15 protein-coding genes are annotated in these 19,449 nt (G+C 47.1%); 5 read left to right on the top strand and 10 right to left on the bottom strand.

Annotated features, from left to right (window positions below; genetic code table 11):
- Nucleotides 1-14 precede the first annotated feature (14 nt).
- The 4 genes from CLV42_RS22555 (at nt 15) to CLV42_RS22540 (ending at nt 7,006) form a co-directional block, all read left to right on the top strand.
- Nucleotides 15-329 carry a LytTR family DNA-binding domain-containing protein gene (locus CLV42_RS22555; RefSeq protein WP_106604182.1) on the top strand — a complete coding sequence of 105 codons (315 nt, stop codon included), beginning with the start codon at nt 15-17 and terminating at the stop codon, nt 327-329.
- A gap of 1,127 nt (nt 330-1,456) precedes the next feature.
- Entirely contained in the window at nt 1,457-2,050 is a 594-nt protein-coding gene (locus tag CLV42_RS22550) for a response regulator transcription factor (RefSeq protein WP_106604181.1), read from the top strand.
- A 316-nt stretch (nt 2,051-2,366) separates the two neighbouring features.
- Nucleotides 2,367-5,474, top strand: a complete 3,108-nt coding sequence (locus CLV42_RS22545) for a SusC/RagA family TonB-linked outer membrane protein (RefSeq protein WP_106604180.1) — start codon at nt 2,367-2,369, stop codon at nt 5,472-5,474.
- 53 nt (nt 5,475-5,527) lie between these two features.
- A complete protein-coding gene (locus CLV42_RS22540; RefSeq protein ID WP_245901719.1) occupies nt 5,528-7,006 on the top strand; it encodes a RagB/SusD family nutrient uptake outer membrane protein in 1,479 nt (492 codons plus the stop codon).
- 45 nt (nt 7,007-7,051) lie between these two features.
- Here CLV42_RS22540 and CLV42_RS22535 read toward each other — a convergent pair whose 3' ends face one another.
- Nucleotides 7,052-7,711 (bottom strand): siderophore-interacting protein, encoded by a 660-nt coding sequence (locus CLV42_RS22535; RefSeq protein WP_106604178.1) that lies wholly within the window; start codon nt 7,709-7,711, stop codon nt 7,052-7,054.
- 42 nt (nt 7,712-7,753) lie between these two features.
- Entirely contained in the window at nt 7,754-8,614 is an 861-nt protein-coding gene (locus CLV42_RS22530; RefSeq protein ID WP_106604177.1) for a helix-turn-helix domain-containing protein, read from the bottom strand.
- Between the two features lie 141 nt (nt 8,615-8,755).
- On the opposite strand from CLV42_RS22530, the gene CLV42_RS22525 reads away from it, so the two are divergent.
- Nucleotides 8,756-8,992 (top strand): hypothetical protein, encoded by a 237-nt coding sequence (locus CLV42_RS22525; protein WP_089809602.1) that lies wholly within the window; start codon nt 8,756-8,758, stop codon nt 8,990-8,992.
- 1 nt (nt 8,993) lies between these two features.
- Here the strand turns inward: CLV42_RS22525 and CLV42_RS22520 are convergent, their stop codons facing one another.
- From CLV42_RS22520 to CLV42_RS22485, 8 genes are all read right to left on the bottom strand, one after another.
- Nucleotides 8,994-9,926: a tetratricopeptide repeat protein gene (locus CLV42_RS22520; protein WP_170117608.1), complete on the bottom strand. Its 933-nt coding sequence runs from the start codon at nt 9,924-9,926 to the stop codon at nt 8,994-8,996.
- 304 nt (nt 9,927-10,230) lie between these two features.
- Complete coding sequence (locus tag CLV42_RS22515) at nt 10,231-10,710, bottom strand: MarR family winged helix-turn-helix transcriptional regulator (RefSeq protein ID WP_106604175.1); 480 nt, start codon at nt 10,708-10,710, stop codon at nt 10,231-10,233.
- Nucleotides 10,711-10,830: 120 nt separating this feature from the next.
- Complete coding sequence (uxuA, locus tag CLV42_RS22510; protein ID WP_106604249.1) at nt 10,831-12,006, bottom strand: mannonate dehydratase; 1,176 nt, start codon at nt 12,004-12,006, stop codon at nt 10,831-10,833.
- Nucleotides 12,007-12,214: 208 nt separating this feature from the next.
- Nucleotides 12,215-13,525, bottom strand: coding sequence for a glycerate kinase type-2 family protein (locus CLV42_RS22505; RefSeq protein ID WP_106604174.1), 1,311 nt, complete (start codon nt 13,523-13,525; stop codon nt 12,215-12,217).
- A 95-nt stretch (nt 13,526-13,620) separates the two neighbouring features.
- Nucleotides 13,621-15,096: an HmuY family protein gene (locus tag CLV42_RS22500; protein WP_170117607.1), complete on the bottom strand. Its 1,476-nt coding sequence runs from the start codon at nt 15,094-15,096 to the stop codon at nt 13,621-13,623.
- Between the two features lie 90 nt (nt 15,097-15,186).
- Nucleotides 15,187-17,724 carry a TonB-dependent receptor gene (locus CLV42_RS22495; protein WP_106604172.1) on the bottom strand — a complete coding sequence of 846 codons (2,538 nt, stop codon included), beginning with the start codon at nt 17,722-17,724 and terminating at the stop codon, nt 15,187-15,189.
- Nucleotides 17,725-17,748: 24 nt separating this feature from the next.
- Nucleotides 17,749-18,738 carry a FecR family protein gene (locus CLV42_RS22490; RefSeq protein WP_106604171.1) on the bottom strand — a complete coding sequence of 330 codons (990 nt, stop codon included), beginning with the start codon at nt 18,736-18,738 and terminating at the stop codon, nt 17,749-17,751.
- Between the two features lie 30 nt (nt 18,739-18,768).
- Nucleotides 18,769-19,344 (bottom strand): RNA polymerase sigma-70 factor, encoded by a 576-nt coding sequence (locus CLV42_RS22485; protein ID WP_170117606.1) that lies wholly within the window; start codon nt 19,342-19,344, stop codon nt 18,769-18,771.
- Nucleotides 19,345-19,449: the final 105 nt, after the last annotated feature.

Below are 19,449 nucleotides of genomic sequence, written 5' to 3'. Positions count from 1 at the left end.
CTGCTCCAGTTAAAATGAACCACCATACAGTATTTCATGTCCACTCAAAAGGCCAGCGCATCAGGATACCTCTGAAGGAACTTCAGTTTGTCGAAGTCCGGGCCGATGGTTGCGTGCTTCACCTGACCCATTCACACGTCATCACTGAAGACTCTCCTGAGAAGATCTGGGCATGCCTGCCGGAAGATTGCTTTCTGCAGGTAAGGCGTAAGTTCATGATCAATCTGCATCATATTGCAGGTATCTGTGATGACTATATCCATATGAGAACAGGGCTTATTTCCCAGCGGGAAAGACAGACAGGCCGGATCAGCGCCCACTGGCTATAATAGGGCCGGAACAACCACGAACGTATTCCTCAAAAACGCAATAGCCAACCGCGAGTAGGTATTTGTCTCCTGGAATAATAGCCGGGACAATAACGTATTCCACAAAACGTAATAGCCACCCTGGCGGGCATGGGGTTGTGTATTCGGTGGAGATGCGGTAGAGATTCAGTGGAGGCTATATCCTATAGGCTCTCTAGTGCTACATTACAGGTACTATTCTATAGCGAACGCTATACAAAGTGCCTATAATGCTATAGTAGAGAGCCTATAGGATATAGCCTCCACCGACTCCCGGGCGAAGTGGGATACTATCTGTACCATGGATGATCCGGTCGGGAATTGTCACAAGTCCAACCTAAAGGCATGTATAAGGCATGTATAAAGCATGGTAAAGGCATGTTTAAAGCGTACTCTATAAACAACCGTCATTAAACAAACCATAATAGGACTCCGTAGGAGTCCCCTTGTTTGTAGCGCGGGGTTTCAACCCCGGGTATAAAAAATGGGGTTTCAACCCCGGTATGAAAAAATGGATTTCAGCCCCGTACATAAAAAGAGCCCTTACCAACTGATGGGTAAGGGCCCTGAACATTCACATGTCAACCGTTGCGGATTTCAGAATGGCAAGAATATCGATAACCGCAACAAAATAAAATATTTGATAATCAGTACTAAAAAGGGTTATTTATATCAAAACTAGAGATAATATTTTGAATCCATGGTTAACCGATTGTTAAGGACACCTCACTTTTTAGATATCATCCAATGACTTACAACTAGTTTCAGATCCTTACACCACACGACTAGTTTTTTCAGTATTTACCTGTAAATTGCTAACATAAAATTACTCCGCGTTACACCTATGTCAAACTCTGCCAATGCCAGATATCCCGCCTTTCATTTGGGGATATTTTTAATATTGAATAATTTGTTTATTAGTATTTATTGAAAAATCATATACTTATCCGATTGACTACTGCTGGTATTTGTATCAAATTTGTTTCAGTATGTGAAACCATGAAATCTAGCCAGTTTTAACATGTTGTGGCCATACTACTAGACGAATCGCCAGTACTTGCAGTGACCGGAAAAAGGTTTCGCAACATTTCAAACCCAAAAAGAACATTATGAAAAATGTGAGGCGTAACGGCGCTGGACAGACTGATGAAGCTGATGCTTTAGATGCAGAAGGACAGGGCGAAGCCAAACAACTTATCCAACAGCTAGCGAAAGATATAAGCAACATCGTATTCATGGACATGGATATTCCCGGATTAACGCCTACTGAGGCCGCCGGTATATTAAAAGCTGCTTACCCTGACATGAATATCATACTGTTCACCGCGCATGGTAATGAATTTTCTGTAGCCAACGTTCTTTCACGTAATGTATCACTGAGTCCTCCGGCATCACTGACCAATTTCTTTTCCCAGGTATACGAAGCTGCCATGCAAACCAATATTCTCGCGGTGCAAAAGGTACTGGCCTTTTTTAACCGTAAGACGGGCAACGCGCAGGAACACCGTTATGGCCTGTCGCCCCGTGAACTCGAAGTACTTGATTGTCTTGTGAATGGAGATACCTATAAAAAAATAGCCGAACATTGTCACATCAGCGTAGGCACCGTACGCTCACACATTATGAATATCTACCGTAAGCTGGATGTAAATTCCCGTTCCGGCGCCATTGTTAAAGCTATGCAGGAAAGACTTGTAGGGTAGTTGAGTCTGTTCGTTTCCCCCATCTGTAACTTTTTATTCCCTGTTTTGTTATCTAACTGGAACATGCTATTTTCGGCCAGAGCCAATTGTCTGTAGCTGCTTGTCACCCGTGTCATTTAAGCGCTTATAGTATTCCGCAGTACCCGTAGCAGAATAATCCATGTATTGTACCGCGGTCGTTTGTCCGTTTACCCATGCCTCATTCATCACCTTTTAAACTATCATATATCATCATTGAACCTAAAACTATCGCATACTTAACTATCGAACTGTCAGCATAGTAATTGATCAAACCCAAGCAACAAAAATCATCGTTATGAGAATTAATGGTACAAACAAAGCCGGCTCTCTGCTGCTATTGGCCCTGTTTACAGCCTTTCCAGCCGTAGCACAGCAGGCATCTGACCCGGCAGAGGGAGCGGTGGCCTCAACCCATAGCAGCAGACCTGCAGAACAGGAGGGACCTGTAAGAGGGACAGTGAAGGATAATAACGGAGTTGGCCTCATAGGAGTGACCATCCGTGTCAAAGGTACCAATACAGGTACTACCTCAGGTCCGGATGGTGTTTTCTCCATCAATCTGCCGGCAGGAAAAGATACACTCATCTTTTCATATCTCGGTTATATAAGTCAGGAAGTAAAAGCGGGAACATCCCCCCTGAACATTGTCCTGCGGTCTTCAGAAAGCCAGCTGGAACAGGTGGTGGTAATTGGGTATGGCACCCAGCGTAAAAAGGACCTCACAGGGGCTATTTCCTCCGTTAAAGGCGAAGACCTGCTGACCCAGCCAGTGCAGACGGTCACCCAGGCTGCACAGGGCCGTATAGCTGGAGTGCAGGTGATCTCTTCCGGACAACCCAACTCCCAGCCACAGATCAGGGTACGTGGTACCGGGTCTGTACTGGCAGGTGCTAACCCCTTGTATGTGGTAGATGGGGTATTGACGGATGATATCCGCAATCTTGCCACTGCAGATATCTTAACCATGGACGTATTAAAAGATGCCTCCGCTGCTATTTATGGTGTACGCGCTGCTAATGGTGTGATCATCATTACTACCCGTAAAGGAAAGGCTGGGGCCGCACAGGTAAGATACGACGCGAACGTTGGCTTCCGGGAAGCCTCCAGTCTGGTAAAAATGGCCAGCCGTGAACAATATATAAACTACCTCGCTGACGCGGCGCCTGGTAAAGACGCTGTGAACAACCCTTATGTTTACAATGGTACCACTAACTGGTATAACGAGGTGCTTAGAAAGGCTTTCCAGATGAATCACAACATCTCTGTGTCAGGCGGTTCCGAGAAAAGTACCTATTACCTGAGCGGTGGTTATATACAGGAAGATGGTATTATCACTACCAACAACTTCAAACGATTCACCTTCAGGGCCAACAATGAGGTCAATATTACCGACCAGTTGCGTTTTACTACCCAGCTGTCCTACTCCCGGGCTACCTCCCGCGATGTGGAACTGGGAGATACCTACCGGAACATCTATAGGGCAGCCCCCATCGTGAAGGCAATGGAAGGTGGTCGGTATGGTAACACCTCCGGCTGGGCCAACGTGGGTAATCCACTACTGTCGCTGAATAAAAGAAATGACGGCCGCCAGGAAAACCGTTTACAGGGTAATGTGGCCCTGGAATATTCCCCGTTTCGCTTCCTGAAACTTCGTTCAGGCTTTAATGCCGATCTGAAGTACGGCAATGACCGTATCTATGCCTACCAGTACTTTAACGACGATAAGACCTTCCTGGTAGCCGGTGGTAACCAACAGAACCAGAACAGCCGGCTGACCCGCGAAGAATACCGCTCACAGGGCTGGATATGGGATAATACCATCACGTTTGACAAGACGTTCAACAAACACTCCGTTACGGTACTGGCTGGTTCCGTAACAGAAGGGTTCTACAGCACATCCCTGAAGGGAGTACGTATCAATGTACCGGAAAGTGAAGACCTCTGGTACCTGGACCTGGGTGATCCCAATATACAGTCTACTCTCTCGAATGTCGGCGACAAATATGCCCGTCAGTCGTTTGTAGGACGTATCAACTACGGGTATGACGGCCGCTACCTGCTGAGTGCCTCCATACGTGCAGATGGTAGCTCGAAGTTCAGCAAACGCTGGGGATATTTCCCTACAGTAGGGCTGGGCTGGGTGATCTCTGAAGAAGGTTTTATGAAAGGCAGCGGTGTTTTCGATTTTCTGAAGCTACGCGGCAGCTGGGGTAAACTGGGTAACGATAACATCCCCACTAATGCCTATATAGCAGTGACCAGTGTGGATGCGCCCTATGTGTTTAACGGGAACGTCAGTATCGGTGGCGCACTGAAAGAGATCAAAGATCCATTCCTGAAATGGGAGGCTACCACCCAATATGATGTCGGCCTCGAATTCGCCCTGCTGAAAAACAGGTTAAGCGGTGAGGTGGACTACTACAATAAAAAGACAACAGACGCACTGGTGATTGTGAACACCCCTGCTATCCTGGGTGACCAGGATAACTCCTATATCACCAATGCGGCCTCTTTTAAGAACCAGGGCTGGGAGATCACCCTGACCTGGAAGGATAAGATCACCGAAGATCTGAGCTACAATATAGGCGGTAATATCACCTTTAACACGAACGAGCTTACAGGGCTTAATGGAGGTCAGGCATTGCTCGGTGGTAACGTTGGGCAGCAGAGTTTTGTGACCCGTACAGACAACGGCCATCCTGTAGGTAGTTTCTACGTGAGGGACGCCATCGGTGTATTCCGGGATCAGGCAGAAATAGATAACTACAAAGGCAAGAACGGTAACGTATTGCAGCCAGGCGCTGCTCCCGGTGATCTGAAATACCGTGATGTGGATAATGATGGTGATATCGACGACAACGACAAAATTTATGCAGGCTCTTTCCAGCCCAAATGTTTCTTCGGATTTAACCTGGGCCTCAATTATAAAGGCTTTGACCTGAGTGCTAACTTTTACGGTAATGCAGGCAACAAGATCTATAATGGTAAAAAGGCTTTCCGTTTTGACCCGGCAGATAACATAGAAGCAAAATATGCTGAAAAGCGCTGGACGACGGCACGGCCTTCATCCACCGATCCCCGGATTATTTCGTCCGGTACCCCCGCTTCTACCTATTTCGTGGAATCAGGCACCTATCTGCGTCTCAACAACCTGATGCTGGGATATACTTTCGCCGCTAAATCCATGAAGGCGATCGGTATCAGCAGCTTCCGCGTTTATGCCACTTCCCAGAACCTTTTCACATTGAAGAAGTTCAGTGGTTTCAGCCCGGAATTACCAGGTGGTACAATTGATGATGCAAATGCTACCAACAACAAAAGCGGTATCCTGGATGCCGGTATTGAACTGAGCGCTTATCCAACCACCCGCACTTTCGCGCTGGGTGTTAACGTCACATTTTAAAACGGAACACAATGAATCTTATACGCAAGCATAAAACAATCTGTTGCTGCCTCATGACAGCACTGTTAACCGGTGTTACTTCCTGCAGCAACTATCTGGATGTAAGGCCTCAGGGGCAGCTGGACCAGGAGGCTTCCGCACTCGACCCTGCTACTGCCCAGAAACTGGTGGTTGGTGTGTACAATACCATGTGGGAAGGCGATATGCATGGCTTTGCTTATGTACAAATGACCAATATCGCTTCTGATGATGCAGATAAAGGCAGCAATCCTACGGATGATTCACCCAACTCAGGTGCTTTAGACAACCTGACAATGGACGCTTCTGTTAATACGCTGAACAGCATCTGGAGGCTTTTCTTTCTGGGTGTATCACGTGCCAATCAGGCGCTGGCGTCCCTCGACGCCAGTACGCTGGATGCGACGATGAAAAATCAGCTGATGGGAGAGGTACGTTTCCTACGTGCCTATTTCTATTTTGACCTCATACGCTTCTTTGGAGGTGTGCCGAAGATAGATAGAGTGATTACGCCACAAGAGGCAAACAGCGCCGCCTTTCAGACCAAGGCCAGTGTAGATGAGATCTATGCTTTGATCATAGGAGACCTTGAATATGCATTGGCTAATGTGGCGACTAAAGGCGCTCCCAACTCAGCTGATGGCAGGGTCTCAAAAGGTGCTGCTGCCGGTATGCTGGCCAAGGTGATGTTGTATCGCCAGAACTGGCAAAGGGCGTTTAGCCTTACTGATTCTATCATCACGCAGAAAGTAGGTACTTATGGTTTGCTGGACGATTATTTCGAAATCTGGCGGGAAGCAGGGGCAAATAGCAAGGAATCCCTGTTTGAAGTACAGACAGGGATAAATTCAGCCTGTGAAGCAGCTATCGCCAACTATGCAGAATGTCAGGCTCCCCGTGCGGGCGGTAAGTTTGGCTGGGCAGACCTTGGCTGGGGCTTTGGTACTCCTTCCCAAAGTCTGGTGGATGAGTATGACGACGGCGATCGCAGGGAGGCTGCTACGATTATCTTCATCAATCCTAATGGCACCTTCCTTTGGGATGGCTTCCGTGTACCGGGCCGGGATAGTGTGGAAAACGCCCGTTATAATTACAAATCGTATCACAGCCAGACTGCCGAATCCAATTGCGGTAACAGGGGGCGCCTGCCAAAGAACCTGCGCATACTGCGGTATGGCGAGATCCTGCTGATCCATGCCGAAGCTGCATTGGCCTTAGGTAATCCGGGTGCAGCAATAACTGATATCAATGCATTACATCCGCGTGCCGGTCTGGGACCTGTTGGAAGTGTGACCCGGGAATCCATCTGGCATGAAAGGCGGGTGGAACTGGCGATGGAGCATGACCGCTTCTTTGACCTGATCAGGCAGGATGCACTGTCACCCGGACGGGCTGCCGCTGCCTTTGCCGCGCATGGCAAAACATTTGCTGCCAAGAATAAGGTGTTCCCGATTCCTCAGCGTCAGATTGACCTGGGAGGAGGCAACCTGAAGCAGAACGATGGCTATAATTGATTAATTCGGATATAAGAAGGCGCCCCGTTCTCTACGGGGCGTTTTTTATTCCCAGAACCCCTGGGCCTTGATCTGTTGCGCTCCCAGTCGTTTAAGCAGCTTTCTTATCTGTACCACCATAGGAATATGTCCTGCTACATAACATGTGGTATCGTGCATCGGGAGCGGCTGCAGCAATAACCAGCGTTCGATGCCTGCAATATGAGCAGGTGTGGTTTGTACGGGCATGCCCAATATTTGGGTTGGCAGTGCCTGCTGATGACTGATGAGGGTATGCACTTGTTGTCCCGACGTTATCCGGTGGTACAAAGAAGTAAACTGTCCGATAGCGCTGGCATCACCAATACAAACAAGATGAGGCGCGTTTGTAGGCTGATGAAAGCCGCCCCCGGGGCCGGCGTACAACAGGGAGCGTCCAGGTTGCAGCTGCCTTGCCCAGTTGCTGCCCGGGCCCTTATGCCCGACATCTATGAGCAGGATACCCTGTTTGTTGGCTTCATCCCATTGGGCCAGCGTATAGTCCCTGAAGTGAGACTTCTCTGTTTCAAACTTCAGGTGCTGGCAGCTGCGCCATTTCACAAATTCAGGCATGTGTAGTGTGATGGCAAGCAGGCTGTCTGTAATATATTCCGCAGCAGTAACGTGCGCGGGTTTTCCTATCCGCGACATCAGGAATGCCGTGGCTTTTTCTTTCAGGTATGACATAATAATGCAAAGCTAAACGAGCCCCTAAGGCAGGTATTTATACTATTCCGGGTCAGATAGATACTTTTCCCGGGCTTTCTCTCTAAAGGCAGCGGGCGTAAAACCTGTATGCTGTTTGAAGAAGCGGTTGAAATAAGATACTTCATTGAACTGCAGGTGCCAGGCGATCTCTTTGATGCTCTCATTGGCATGTAAGAGGAGTCGTTTCGCTTCCAGTATACGCCGCTCACTGATAAGGGCAGAAACTGTCTGCCCTGTATGCTGTTTTACCACTTCATTCAGATGATCGGCAGAGACATGCATGGCGCTGGCATACTGGGCTGGTTTCGTCCATTCATTGAAATGTATGGCCAGTAATTCTTTATAGCGTCTCAGAAGCGGAGGGCCTGCCTGCGTATGGGGCGCGGCATGGCGATGAAAGAGCATGATCAGCAGGGCCAGGTAATGCTGTAACATTGCCACAAATTGTGGTGACCGCTCTATATATTCTTTCTGAAGCTGGCCGAATATCAACATGGCCTGTTGCAGATCTGCCGATGGAAGCTGAACAGGGCCTGACGGATAATTCGGCAATACGATTTGCATGGGTAACAGGAAATCGGCAGTAAATGCGATCAGGTAACCATTCACGCCATAGCCCTCGTCATCCATCGTCTGATGTACCTGTCCGGGGATAAGGAGCAGCATTTCTCCCGTCTTAATGGTGACCTGCTTAAAGTCCAGCATGTGGGTGGTAGCGCCTTCCAGGCATAGGCCGAGTACATAGAAATCATGGCGGTGCAGATGTTGCATCCTTTCATCATTGACTGTTTGGGCAGACAGTTTTTCTATGTAAAAAGGAACACCTGCCGGAGATTTAATTCCCAGCTCATAAGAGGTGATCAAAGGGAGGGGAGCAGACATGATAATATAGTTTCCAGAAATGTAGACGAATGGAAAAGGGATAAATTGTATGCCCGACACAATAAAAAAAATATCTCCAACCCCTTGTTTATTAATTATATTATGAATAAATTTATATGCCTATGCAAAAACACATAACCTATGAAATGGATTGAAGAACTTAACGTAATCTACCAAAAGCTGGGAGCTGTTGGTTTTGAAGAAGTCAAAAAAGAGATTTTAAGGGCCCAGATGAGTGGCCACGGTGGAGAAACCTACTACCTCGTTCTGCAACAACTCATTATGATCAAAAAGGACAAAGTTCAGATCTACGAATTGATCAAGGGTGAAGTAGAAAGTATTATTCACTTCAGCAAGCACATGATCCACCTGAATTGATCTAGTAAGATATTTCCTCTTTGAGCCTCGCTGCTTTCCAGTATATGGGGGCGTTCTCCGGAATTTTAAGCACCCATTCCAGGCACTGTTGTTTATCTCTTTCACGGATATAACTTAAAGCCATATAGAAAGCGGCATCATAGCGGAACGGTGAATGGCTGTTGAAAACCGTTTGAAGATCTTTACGCGCTTCTGCAAGATTACCCTCGTCTACAAGGCTGATTCCCCTGTAGTAACGGGCTGTTGTATTTAAGGAGTCCCTAACTATTATCTGATTAAGTAGACCTATCGCTTTATTGAAATGACCATGATTAAAGGCTGCTGCTGCCTGATGCATAAGTAATGCGGTATCCTGTTCTGTTGGTTGATGATGTGCATGCACCATCTCCGTTCCTGAGAACTGACGGTAGATGTCCTTGTGCCAGGGGCTAACGAACAATAGTCCAGCCAGACCAGCGCCTATTATTGCCGTTATGATCACGTAGATGCTCACCTTTCTGTTGGGACCATCTTTGGTGTGAAACCAGCGTTCCCGCTGGTCAGCAATTATTTCTTCCAGTTCTTCCCTGGTATTGTCCGCACCTTGCCTGACGTGGGGGTGAGGGGCAGCTAATGCTGCTTCAATGTATCTGATATGTTGTTCGTCAAGGCCGGGGGCGGGCGCTACCGGATGGAAGGACATGGCCTTGCCGGGCTCTTTTTGCATGAGATCCTGTTTCCATTTCAGTTGACAGGCATACAGGAAAAAAGGCTCGAAGTGATTGGTCAGGGTTAATTTGTGAAGATGAGCATAATCGTATATCGCCATTATCACATCTTCGAATACATTGGCTGCTTCCTTGATATTACCTCCCCAACCTGTCACCATATGTTTCACTTTACGGGCGAAACGCTTGTAAATAGCATCTACAATGGCAGGGGAGCTGTCTAGCAAACCATCAATGTATTCATCGTCATTATTTATTAGCCGGCTGGAAACCATAAGTTGCTACGTCTGCTACTTGATATTAAAAGTATAAAATCACTGGTCAATAGACAAAAATAATAATACAATGCCTGTGCCGGAATCTGCGTCGGAACATATAAAAGTGAACAGTTATGTTATATTTTTCGGCCTATGATATAAGTTTATTGTTGATATGGCAGGCAACTACCATACATTTAATACTCAAACGAATATAAACGTTATAGTGCCACCGGAATTTAGTGCATATTAGAAAGAGGTAAAATAATACCCATTATCCGCATTGTTCCGGGTGCAGGTTGAATACCAGCTTTCTTAATATCTCTTTCAGGGCAGTGGTATCCTCTTCTCCGATAATACCGGTGTACTCCTGTTGTATTTCCTCGAAGCTCTCGGCCGCGCAGATAATCAGTTTTTTACCTTCGTCCGTCAGGGAAATAAGTGATGCCCGGTTGTCGCTGGCATGCTTGCAGGTACGGATATACCCTTCTGCCTCCAGGTTCTTCACCACTTTACTCATAGCCTGTTTGGTGATACGGGCTTTCTTAGCCAGTTCGTTGTTAATTGTCCCTTGCGGCTCAATGTTTACGATCAGCACAAGGTCTCCCAGTTTGAAGTTGTTATACCCTCTGTGCTGTAGTTTCCCGATTATTCTACAGTCCATATCTTTCTTCAACAAGCCTAACAACCTGATAAGACTATGTTGCCGTTGCGCCAGATGCCGCTCTAACTGCTCATCCAGTGAACTGTTCATGTTGATTATTTTTTGGAGCTACTAAATTAAATGTCATCAGCGTTCCTGTAACCAGCTGCTCACCCTTTCATTCCTGATCCCAACCTTATAGAGCTGCCAATGGGCAGCAGGTGTGGACTTTCATTTGTTGAAGAGGGAGCGTGCAATACCGAGTTCCAGGCCCCGTAGTTCTGCCAGTCCACGCAGGCGGCCTATAGCGCTGTAACCGGGGTTGGTTTTTTTGTGAAGGTCATCCAGCATCTGGTGACCGTGATCGGGACGCATAGGGATAGACACGCTGCGCTTATGCATAATAGCCAGTAAGGCCCTTACCACTGCGTACATGTCCACATCTCCTTCCAGGTGATTGGCCTCGTGGAAATTGCCAATACTGTCCCTTTGTGTACTTCTGAGGTGTATAAAATGAATATGTTCACCCAGGCGTTCTACCATACCTGGCAGATCATTGTCTGCACGTACGCCGTAAGAGCCGGTGCAGAAACAAAGTCCGTTGGCCGCATATGGTGCAGCTGCCAGCAGTTCCCTGGCATCCTGCTCGGTGCTGACGATCCTTGGCAGTCCCAGGATAGGGAATGGAGGATCATCCGGATGGATAGCCAGTTTAATGCCGACTTCCTCAGCTACAGGAGCTATTTGCTGCAGGAAGTAAAACAGGTGCAGTTTCAGTTGGGTGGCATCAATGCCTTTATATTTATCCAGGGCAGCCTGGAATTGCTGTAAGCTAAAGCTTTCTTCAGAACCTGGCAGACCGGCAATGATATTCCTTTGCAGTAATGTTTTCTCTGCATCGGTCATACTGTCAAAGTGTTCCTTTGCCATGGATATTTCCGCAGGATCATAATCGTTCTCTGCGCCCGGACGCTGTAACATGAACAGGTCGAAGGCCAGGAAGGCCGCTTTTTCAAAGCGTAATGCCTTTGAACCATCTGCAACGGTGTAGGCCAGGTCAGTCCTTGTCCAGTCGAGCACCGGCATAAAGTTGTAAGTAACAACATAAATGCCGCACTGCGCCAGGTTGCGCAGGGATTGCTGGTAATGCTGTATATATTCCTTGAATCGTCCGCTTTGTGTCTTGATATCCTCATGAACAGGAACGCTTTCTACAACCGACCAGGTAAGACCTGCGGCTTCGATCATCTCCTTCCGTTTCAGTATTTCTTCTACAGTCCAGATCTCTCCGTTGGGAACATGATGTAATGCCGTTACAATACCGGTTGCTCCGGCTTGTTTAATATCGGCAAGGCTAACCGGATCATTCGGTCCGAACCAACGCCATGTCTGTTCCATTCTAAGCATACGCATATCAAGGTTTAAGCCCCCAAAAATAGGACTTCCGGAAAATAATTAATGATTTAGTAATAATGATTTCTCCTGATCACAAGGGCATCGTCACATTGCTGCTCCTTTTTCATACTGGAATTACGTGTACTCCAATGGTTTATGCTAACGCTGTCCTCGTAAAGTTTTGCAAACCTAAGAAAATCTGAGAAGATGAACCAACGCTTCATGAAATGATTGCCAGCATTATATCCATAACATTAGTCTGCGTGGGGCCGGTTTTAATTAGGCCTCCTGCCTTTTCAAAGAAGTGGTAAGCATCATACTGCGCAAGATAGTGCGCAGCATCCAGCCCCTGTGTGGTGGCACTGTGCATCAGTTCACGGTCTGTAACTGCACCAGCGGCATCTGTCGGGCCGTCGGTACCATCAGTGCCCGCACTCAGGATCGTAATACCCGGCGCTGTTGCCAGTAACAGGCCTGCCGCCAATGCCAGGTGCTGATTACGTCCTCCCAGCCCCTGACCGGTAACCGTAACAGTACTTTCTCCACCCATTAAGATACATGCCGGCCGCGGACCTTTCCAGTCTTTGGCCGTTGTCACCAGTTCTCCTGCAATGGCGCTGGCCTGGCCAGTAGCGGTGGAGGTGAGCACGGCGGTCGCATAACCCAGGCTGATCGCTTTTTGTGCCGCCGCGGCCAGTGCAATGGCATTACTACCCACCAGGAAGTTATGTACAGCCTTTAATCCCGGATGCCCGGGTTTTGGCGTCTCCGGAATATCACCTGCACAACCACGTTGCAGGTGGTCATATATGACCGACGGTAATTGGGCCGTCAGATTATATTTATCCAGTATGGCGACTGCATCTGAAAAAGTAGAAGGATCTGGTACAGTAGGGCCGGAACCGATAATAGACAGATCATCGCCCACTACATCGCTGAGAATAAGACTGCACCAGGCTTCCGTATCTGCCAGTAAAGCCAGCTGACCACCCTTTATGGACGACAGGTGTTTACGTACCACATTCATTTCATGGATGTCAGCACCGCTTTTCAGCAACAACCCGAATACCTGTTGTACCTGTATCAGACTGGCCCCTTCGGGATAATCGGCCAGCAGGGCAGAGGCTCCTCCGGAGAGAAGGAACAATACGACATCACCTGGCTGCACCGCTTTCAACCTGGCCTCCATTCGCGCAGTAGCCTGTACACCATTTTCATCCGGCAAAGGATGTCCCGCTTCTGCTACCTCGATATGCTGCAAGGGGAGTGCATGATCGTATTTGGTAATGACAATACCCTGAACAGGAACGTCAGAAAGTATAGGTTCCAGTGCTTGTGCCATGGCCGCTGCCGCCTTGCCTGCACCAAATATCCATACCGGCCTGCCGGCAGGTAATGAGAATGTTTTATCGCATATTGTTAGTATGCCATCGTGTAGCTGCACATGCTCCTGCATCAGGTGTGAGGGCTGCACGGCGTCTATCGCAGCATTGAATATAGAGATAGCATCTTCCCGTGTCATATTGATCATATCTGCCCTAAATTAAAGTAAATACCCACGTATTTCAATAGAAAAGGCCCCGCATGTGCGGGACCTGGTAACAGGATATGGTTATCATTGGCAACTTACTTAACGGGCGCATACTCAATTTCCGGCGAGTACTGATCGCCATGGTTGGTGACGCGGAGTTTGTATATGCGGCCATTACCATCTTTAACTACATAAAATATGTCCTGGTGAACTGTATATACATCGTTCCATAAAAGACGCCAGGAAGCACCAATGGCTATCTGGGAACTGCTGAATGTTAATCCTGTCAGATCAGCTTTAGTAAAAGCAGCAAAAGACCGGGTCTTCGTTGAGACTTGTGCCTCCGTTACATTCCTGTTTTGTACGAAAACATTCGACCGGAAATAGGGCGCATCCTCACCACCTGAAGTCTTTTCATTGATAGGCAGCCAGGTAAGCGCGATGTCCCATTGCTTCTTTTCAGGCTCTATTGTTGTCAATCCTTCGGTAAGCGATACATAATTGAAGTAATAGCTGTCATTTTTAGGAATATTGATTGTCTTGTAGTTTGTTGCAGTGATATCTGCATACTGTAAAGTGTAACCTCCGGAATTATTACGCAGCACGCGGATTTTCTGCCATGGGCGCTTCCCGTTGGTCGTACCAGTGTTCCAGCCACGGTTAACGATATACACCTTGTTATCGGCAGCATTGGCAGATATCGCTGCAATGGCTGTCTTTGAAAGGTCTCCGCTGGCATCGTCAAAATAGGAAGCGGATGCGCCAAAATAATGAGGTGGATCACTGAAGATGAGTTCTTCTGCTATAGCAATGTCCGTCGTATCTTTCACTGTTACTGCATTCAGGTCGTTTTTATCCAGGCGTTTTACCAGCATGCCGGCAGAAGAATTAAGTACTACCCTGAAATCATCTCCACCTGAATAGAAACCGAAATCCCATTTAGTAGGTGCCACTGCCAGCTGTTTGTTTTCACTGAGATCAACGAATACTTTGTATACACCATAAGGTCCCGTATTGATTTTCATCTTAGCCAATGAATCAAGATATTGCTTCTCCAGGAACCGGAGCGCATGTACGGAATCATTTGCGATCCTGATGGGCGTATCCACAGCTGTGATCCTGAAATCAATACCATCGCCTTCTTTAAATGGTTTGTCTGCCGGCACGTTTACTATAAAGCTCGATGTACTTGTTCCTGCTGGAATATTTATTTTCAGTTTTCCCTGGTCAGCGGCAGGCACCGTCGTATAGTCCTTTCCATATTCAATGGACTTATTGCTAAGCTCAATCGTAACAGTGATTTGTTTTGCTGCGGGCTTGTCCAGTTTCAGCGCTACAGTGGCCGTATTTATTTCATCTGCGATCTCTTGTCCATGACTGGTAAATGAAAGATAGTTGGCTACTATTACAGAATCTCCCGGCAGGGAATCGCCCGGTTGATGAGAAGAGTCAGGCGGGTTGGGTCGATTGGGAACGTCTCCTGGAAGAATGTTAGTATCTTTTTTACTGCATGAAGCAATCGAATATATTACTGTCAGTAATAGTAAAACTCTTAATGTTGTGATACGCATAAGTGTAAAAGGATTAAACATGATTTCTGTAGTTAAGACAGCATGTTTTGAAAAACTCCTATGCGCAGGAAAAAAAATTATGCGGAAGACTTAGAAACTTAATTTATAGGTGAAATAAGGGTTAAACCTGAATAGCTGTTCCTGGTATAAGGGCATGGTATAGTTTCTTGAAGTCGTTGTTATTGTTGTGATATATTGTTCGTGTGATTGCATGATAGCATGTACACCACTAGCTACGGAATGTTTGAACCGGCCTTTGGTAGGAATACGATAGCTGGCATTCAGATTCATCCTGTTGTAAATAGTTCCCCTGAAAGGCACATTGCCCATATTGGTATTAAATGTTTCTTCCGGCTTGAAGGAAATCAGTGCCGGTAGTGTAATAAAATCGCCTGTATGAAAATGCCAGAGCAGGCTCACCTCAAGTCCCTTCAAAGGTTGATAACCCAATAAGACATTCACATTGTGACGTCTGTCATAACGGTATGGTTGTTTAATGCCATTATTCAAACTGTCAGACTTGCGCCAGCTCCATGACAACGTATAAGACAAGAGCATCTTCCATTTGTTATATCTTTTTTCAATGGCCGCTTCAGCGCCGTAACTCCATCCTGTACCTGTAACAATGCTTTTTTCTATGCTGTCGTTACTGTATAGAATATTGGTTTTCCCGGCAAACATCGCCAGGTTGCTAAGGTTCTTATAATAAACGTCTGCAGTAATATGGATCGACTTGTGATCTTTGTATTCATAGCCGATATTGACCATTCTGTTTTCCGCTGGTTTTAGTCGTTCATTGGCCGGAATCCATAGTTCCCTGTCAATGCCTGTATAAGGACTTGTGATCATGTGCAGCAGCTGGCTGATATGTGTATAGGCTAAGCTGAGGCTTTGCCGTTCGTCAATCATATAACTGGCGAAAAACCTGGGCTGATAAGACTGGAAATGAAAGTCGTTATGCCTGTATTCATTGAAATGCATCCCGGCCCTCAGCAACAACCTGTTACCGATGCTTATGGCAGTTTCATAATACAACATGAGATCTGTAAATGGAAGAGCCGTCCTGCTGCTGAAATCATCTGCATCTTCTTTAAGATCATCGTTCAGCAATGTACGGTAAGGCTGTATGGTGGTATGTTCAAATCTTCCTCCGAAAAAATGCTGCCAATGATTATTGGTAGTGATCTCGATATCTGTTTTCCCCTCATACCGCCTGCCGGAAGAATAGTTATTCAAAGAAGCGCTTTCAGACAAACCACCGATAACACCTTCAAAAGGAGGGGTATACATGATGCCCATGTAATTGTTATAACTGCTGTAGTTAATAGCAGTAGTCGCAAATACGCGTTTACCGATAATACTGTTCCAGTTCACGGTTGTCAGTGTATTATTCCATCGATGCAGGTACTGACTGTTGTCTTGTGTTAATTCCAGTCTGTCGTTGCCTATGTAACTGCTGACCATCAGTTTATTGTGCTTGTTGAAGAGGTGTGTCAGCTTGAGGTGTATATCGCCAAAATTGGCATCATAGGTGAATATGTCATGGTAGACCGACTCTCCCAGGCTTTGTCTGGCAGACACCATCATGGCAGTACGTTGCGGTTTCAGCGGCCCTTCAATGGCAAAGGCCAGAGAACTAAACCCTGCCTCTGCTTCTCCGCTCCATTGTTCCATGTTGCCTTCTTTTGTATTGATGGCAGTGATGGAGGAAAGTCCGCCGCTGAAACGGCTGGGGAAATCATTCTTATATTGTAACACAGACTTAATACTAGTATTGCCCAATATCGAAACTTCACCAAGCAGGTGTGCTGGATTAAACACCGGATTGCCATCCAGCAGGAACATGCTTTGCCCGGGGTCTCCTCCACGTACCAGCAGTTTACCACCGGATTCCTGGCTTTCCGTATTACCTGGCAGGAGATACATAGACCTGACGGGGTCTGTTTCTCCCAGCATATTGCTGTACATCCCTCCTTTGTATCTGTCCAGTTTTACGCCTGCATCCCGGCGGGGAAGATTACCTGCATCGACCTGTACTTCCGGAAGCAACACAGGTGAGAGCACAAGATTCATGACCGTGTTTTCCTGCAGATCTATTGCTACAGTCTTTGAAGACGCACCGGAAAAGGAGATCAGCAGTACATACTTGCCCGCCGGCAGGTTAAGGCTGTAAAAGCCGTGTACGTTCGACTGGATGGTCCGGTTATTGGGCAGGAGGGTGATGGAGGCAAAGGGAAGGGGCTCCAGGCCGCTTTCCTGCTGTATGTACCCATACAGCATATATTTCTCCTGTAGATAACCATCAGGCAGGGGAGTGCTGCCTTTGCCAATGATGATCTTATTATTTCTTTCTGTGACGGTAACGTACTGGCCTGCCAGAACTTTGTCCAGTACTGCGCCCAGTGAAGTGCGCCCCGCCGTGAGTGTATGTCTTTTTGTGGTATCCAGGCTGGAAGGTGAAAACTCAATGGGCACACCACAATAGCCGGATAGCTCACGAAGTATGGCAGCGGTCTTTCCGGAAGTGGCCCTGCAGTAAAACTTCGTCTTTAACAGGCTGCCCTGTGCTGCGCTTTCTGACAGGATAAAGCAGCCTGCCAGGGCAAGGATTAAACGGAATATAGGCATTTGAGAAAACGGATACAGGATGTTTTATTGTGATTGATAGAATATGATTGTGTCGTTTTGCTTACGGTAACTCACATTTATCAACAGCTTGATTTCCTCCAGCACCTGCTCCAATGGCTGATGCTCAAACCGGGCAGTAATAGTGGATAATTCCGGTTGCCTTGTCAGCAGACTGTCTGCCTTTATATGCAGGTGATAGTAGTCGGCAAGGGCCATCACTACGGCTGCAAAAGGAGCATTATCAAATTGCAGGATCCCTGTCTGCCACGACAGGTAATTGGAATCTTTGACCGGTACGATGTTAATGCCTTTTTCGTCCAATACAGCGTCTTGCTGTGCCGTAACGACATGCTGGCCGGCATGCTGGTCTTTGCCTGTAAAAAGCACTTTTCCGCTGCTTACTATCAGCCGGTCCTGATGCTCATTACTGTTGATGGTAAAGGAGGTGCCTAATACTTCGATAGTTGCCCTGGCGGTTTGTATCCGGAAGGGATGACCGGTTTCCTGCTGTACATCAAAATAAGATTCCCCGGTAACTGTAACGGCCCTTTCTCTGGCATTAAATGCCTTAGGGTAACGGATGGAGGCACCTTCCCGTAGTATGACCAGGGAGCCGTCAGGAAGCGTCAGCCGTTGGCTGCCTTTGCCTGCTGCTGCAATCGTCAGGATGGTCTTATCCTGCTGCTGGTAAAATATCCAGCCGGCAAGCGCAAGTATACCCACCATACAGGCCGCCACTGCCAGTCGCATAAGGCGGATCTTCACCGTTTTCCCCACAGGGGCGCCATGATCCAGGGAACTGTCCAGCTTTTCCCATGCCCTGGCAGTATCAAACGCGGGCTGCCCCAGTATGCTGCCGGAATCATTCCATAATCTGACTACCTGCTGATAAGCTTTTTCATGTTCTTCACTCTCCGTTATCCATGCCAGCAATGTATCCTCCTCAGCAGCGGTCTGAATGGCGCGTAAATGTTTAATAATGATCGAAACGATATGTTCAGGTATCTGTATCATAAGTTATCCCCGATGTAAGACAAGACTTTTTTAAAAACTCCTATTGTCTTGCAGAAAAAATGAAAAAAAAGGTAACACCCATATTCTCGCCTGTCGTACAAAAGCCTTGAGCAGTTTCATGGCCTTCCAGGTCTGGTTGTTGACGGTATTGACAGAAATGCCCAGGTTGTCGGCAATTTCCTGGTTACTGAGGTGTCCCGTCCGGCTCAATAGGAATACCTCTCTGCATTTTGGGGGAAGCTGGTCAATCCCGTTCTTGAGTAATTCCCTGTAAGCCTGCAGGTTATCCTCTTCTGCTCCGTCGGCTAGGTCCCAGGCAGCAGCCGTTTCATCTTCCGTATGCCAGTCAGTGCTGGACACCGGGAAACGCTTCTTTTGTTCCAGGAAATTAAAACAGCTGTTCCGTACTGCCTGATACAGGTAAGCCCGGATCTTCGGGGATAAAATGACATCCTGGTGTTTTTCCCAGATACGGGTAAATACTTCCTGGACTATATCTTCACTGCCGTCTCTGTCAGTTATCAGGTGAAATGCATACTTACAAAGAGGGTCATAGAATTCCTGGAATAGTTGGCGAAACTGTGTATAAAGATCCTGTCGATCCACATGAAAGGTTTTATAATAAACGGACTGGCTCCGCAGAAATATGTTGTAACATACACTCTATGCTGGCTGTACAGCGCGCATAATATTAGAAAAATAATCTGAGAT

Origin of the sequence: Chitinophaga ginsengisoli (assembly GCF_003014595.1) — a bacterium.
Classification (GTDB): domain Bacteria; phylum Bacteroidota; class Bacteroidia; order Chitinophagales; family Chitinophagaceae; genus Chitinophaga; species Chitinophaga ginsengisoli.
Note: the sequence above shows the minus strand (reverse complement) of the source record. Positions and strands in the feature narration are given on the sequence as shown.

What these genes read in the sequence shown, in the direction of transcription:
- CLV42_RS22555 (WP_106604182.1), top strand. Translation starts at nt 15, where the DNA reads ATGAACCACCATACAGTATTTCATGTCCACTCAAAAGGCCAGCGCATC.
- CLV42_RS22550 (WP_106604181.1), top strand. Translation starts at nt 1,457, where the DNA reads ATGAAAAATGTGAGGCGTAACGGCGCTGGACAGACTGATGAAGCTGAT.
- CLV42_RS22545 (WP_106604180.1), top strand. Translation starts at nt 2,367, where the DNA reads ATGAGAATTAATGGTACAAACAAAGCCGGCTCTCTGCTGCTATTGGCC.
- CLV42_RS22540 (WP_245901719.1), top strand. Translation starts at nt 5,528, where the DNA reads ATGACAGCACTGTTAACCGGTGTTACTTCCTGCAGCAACTATCTGGAT.
- CLV42_RS22535 (WP_106604178.1), bottom strand. Translation starts at nt 7,711, where the DNA reads ATGTCATACCTGAAAGAAAAAGCCACGGCATTCCTGATGTCGCGGATA.
- CLV42_RS22530 (WP_106604177.1), bottom strand. Translation starts at nt 8,614, where the DNA reads ATGTCTGCTCCCCTCCCTTTGATCACCTCTTATGAGCTGGGAATTAAA.
- CLV42_RS22525 (WP_089809602.1), top strand. Translation starts at nt 8,756, where the DNA reads ATGAAATGGATTGAAGAACTTAACGTAATCTACCAAAAGCTGGGAGCT.
- CLV42_RS22515 (WP_106604175.1), bottom strand. Translation starts at nt 10,710, where the DNA reads ATGAACAGTTCACTGGATGAGCAGTTAGAGCGGCATCTGGCGCAACGG.
- uxuA (WP_106604249.1), bottom strand. Translation starts at nt 12,006, where the DNA reads ATGCTTAGAATGGAACAGACATGGCGTTGGTTCGGACCGAATGATCCG.
- CLV42_RS22505 (WP_106604174.1), bottom strand. Translation starts at nt 13,525, where the DNA reads ATGATCAATATGACACGGGAAGATGCTATCTCTATATTCAATGCTGCG.
- CLV42_RS22500 (WP_170117607.1), bottom strand. Translation starts at nt 15,096, where the DNA reads ATGCGTATCACAACATTAAGAGTTTTACTATTACTGACAGTAATATAT.
- CLV42_RS22495 (WP_106604172.1), bottom strand. Translation starts at nt 17,724, where the DNA reads ATGCCTATATTCCGTTTAATCCTTGCCCTGGCAGGCTGCTTTATCCTG.
- CLV42_RS22490 (WP_106604171.1), bottom strand. Translation starts at nt 18,738, where the DNA reads ATGATACAGATACCTGAACATATCGTTTCGATCATTATTAAACATTTA.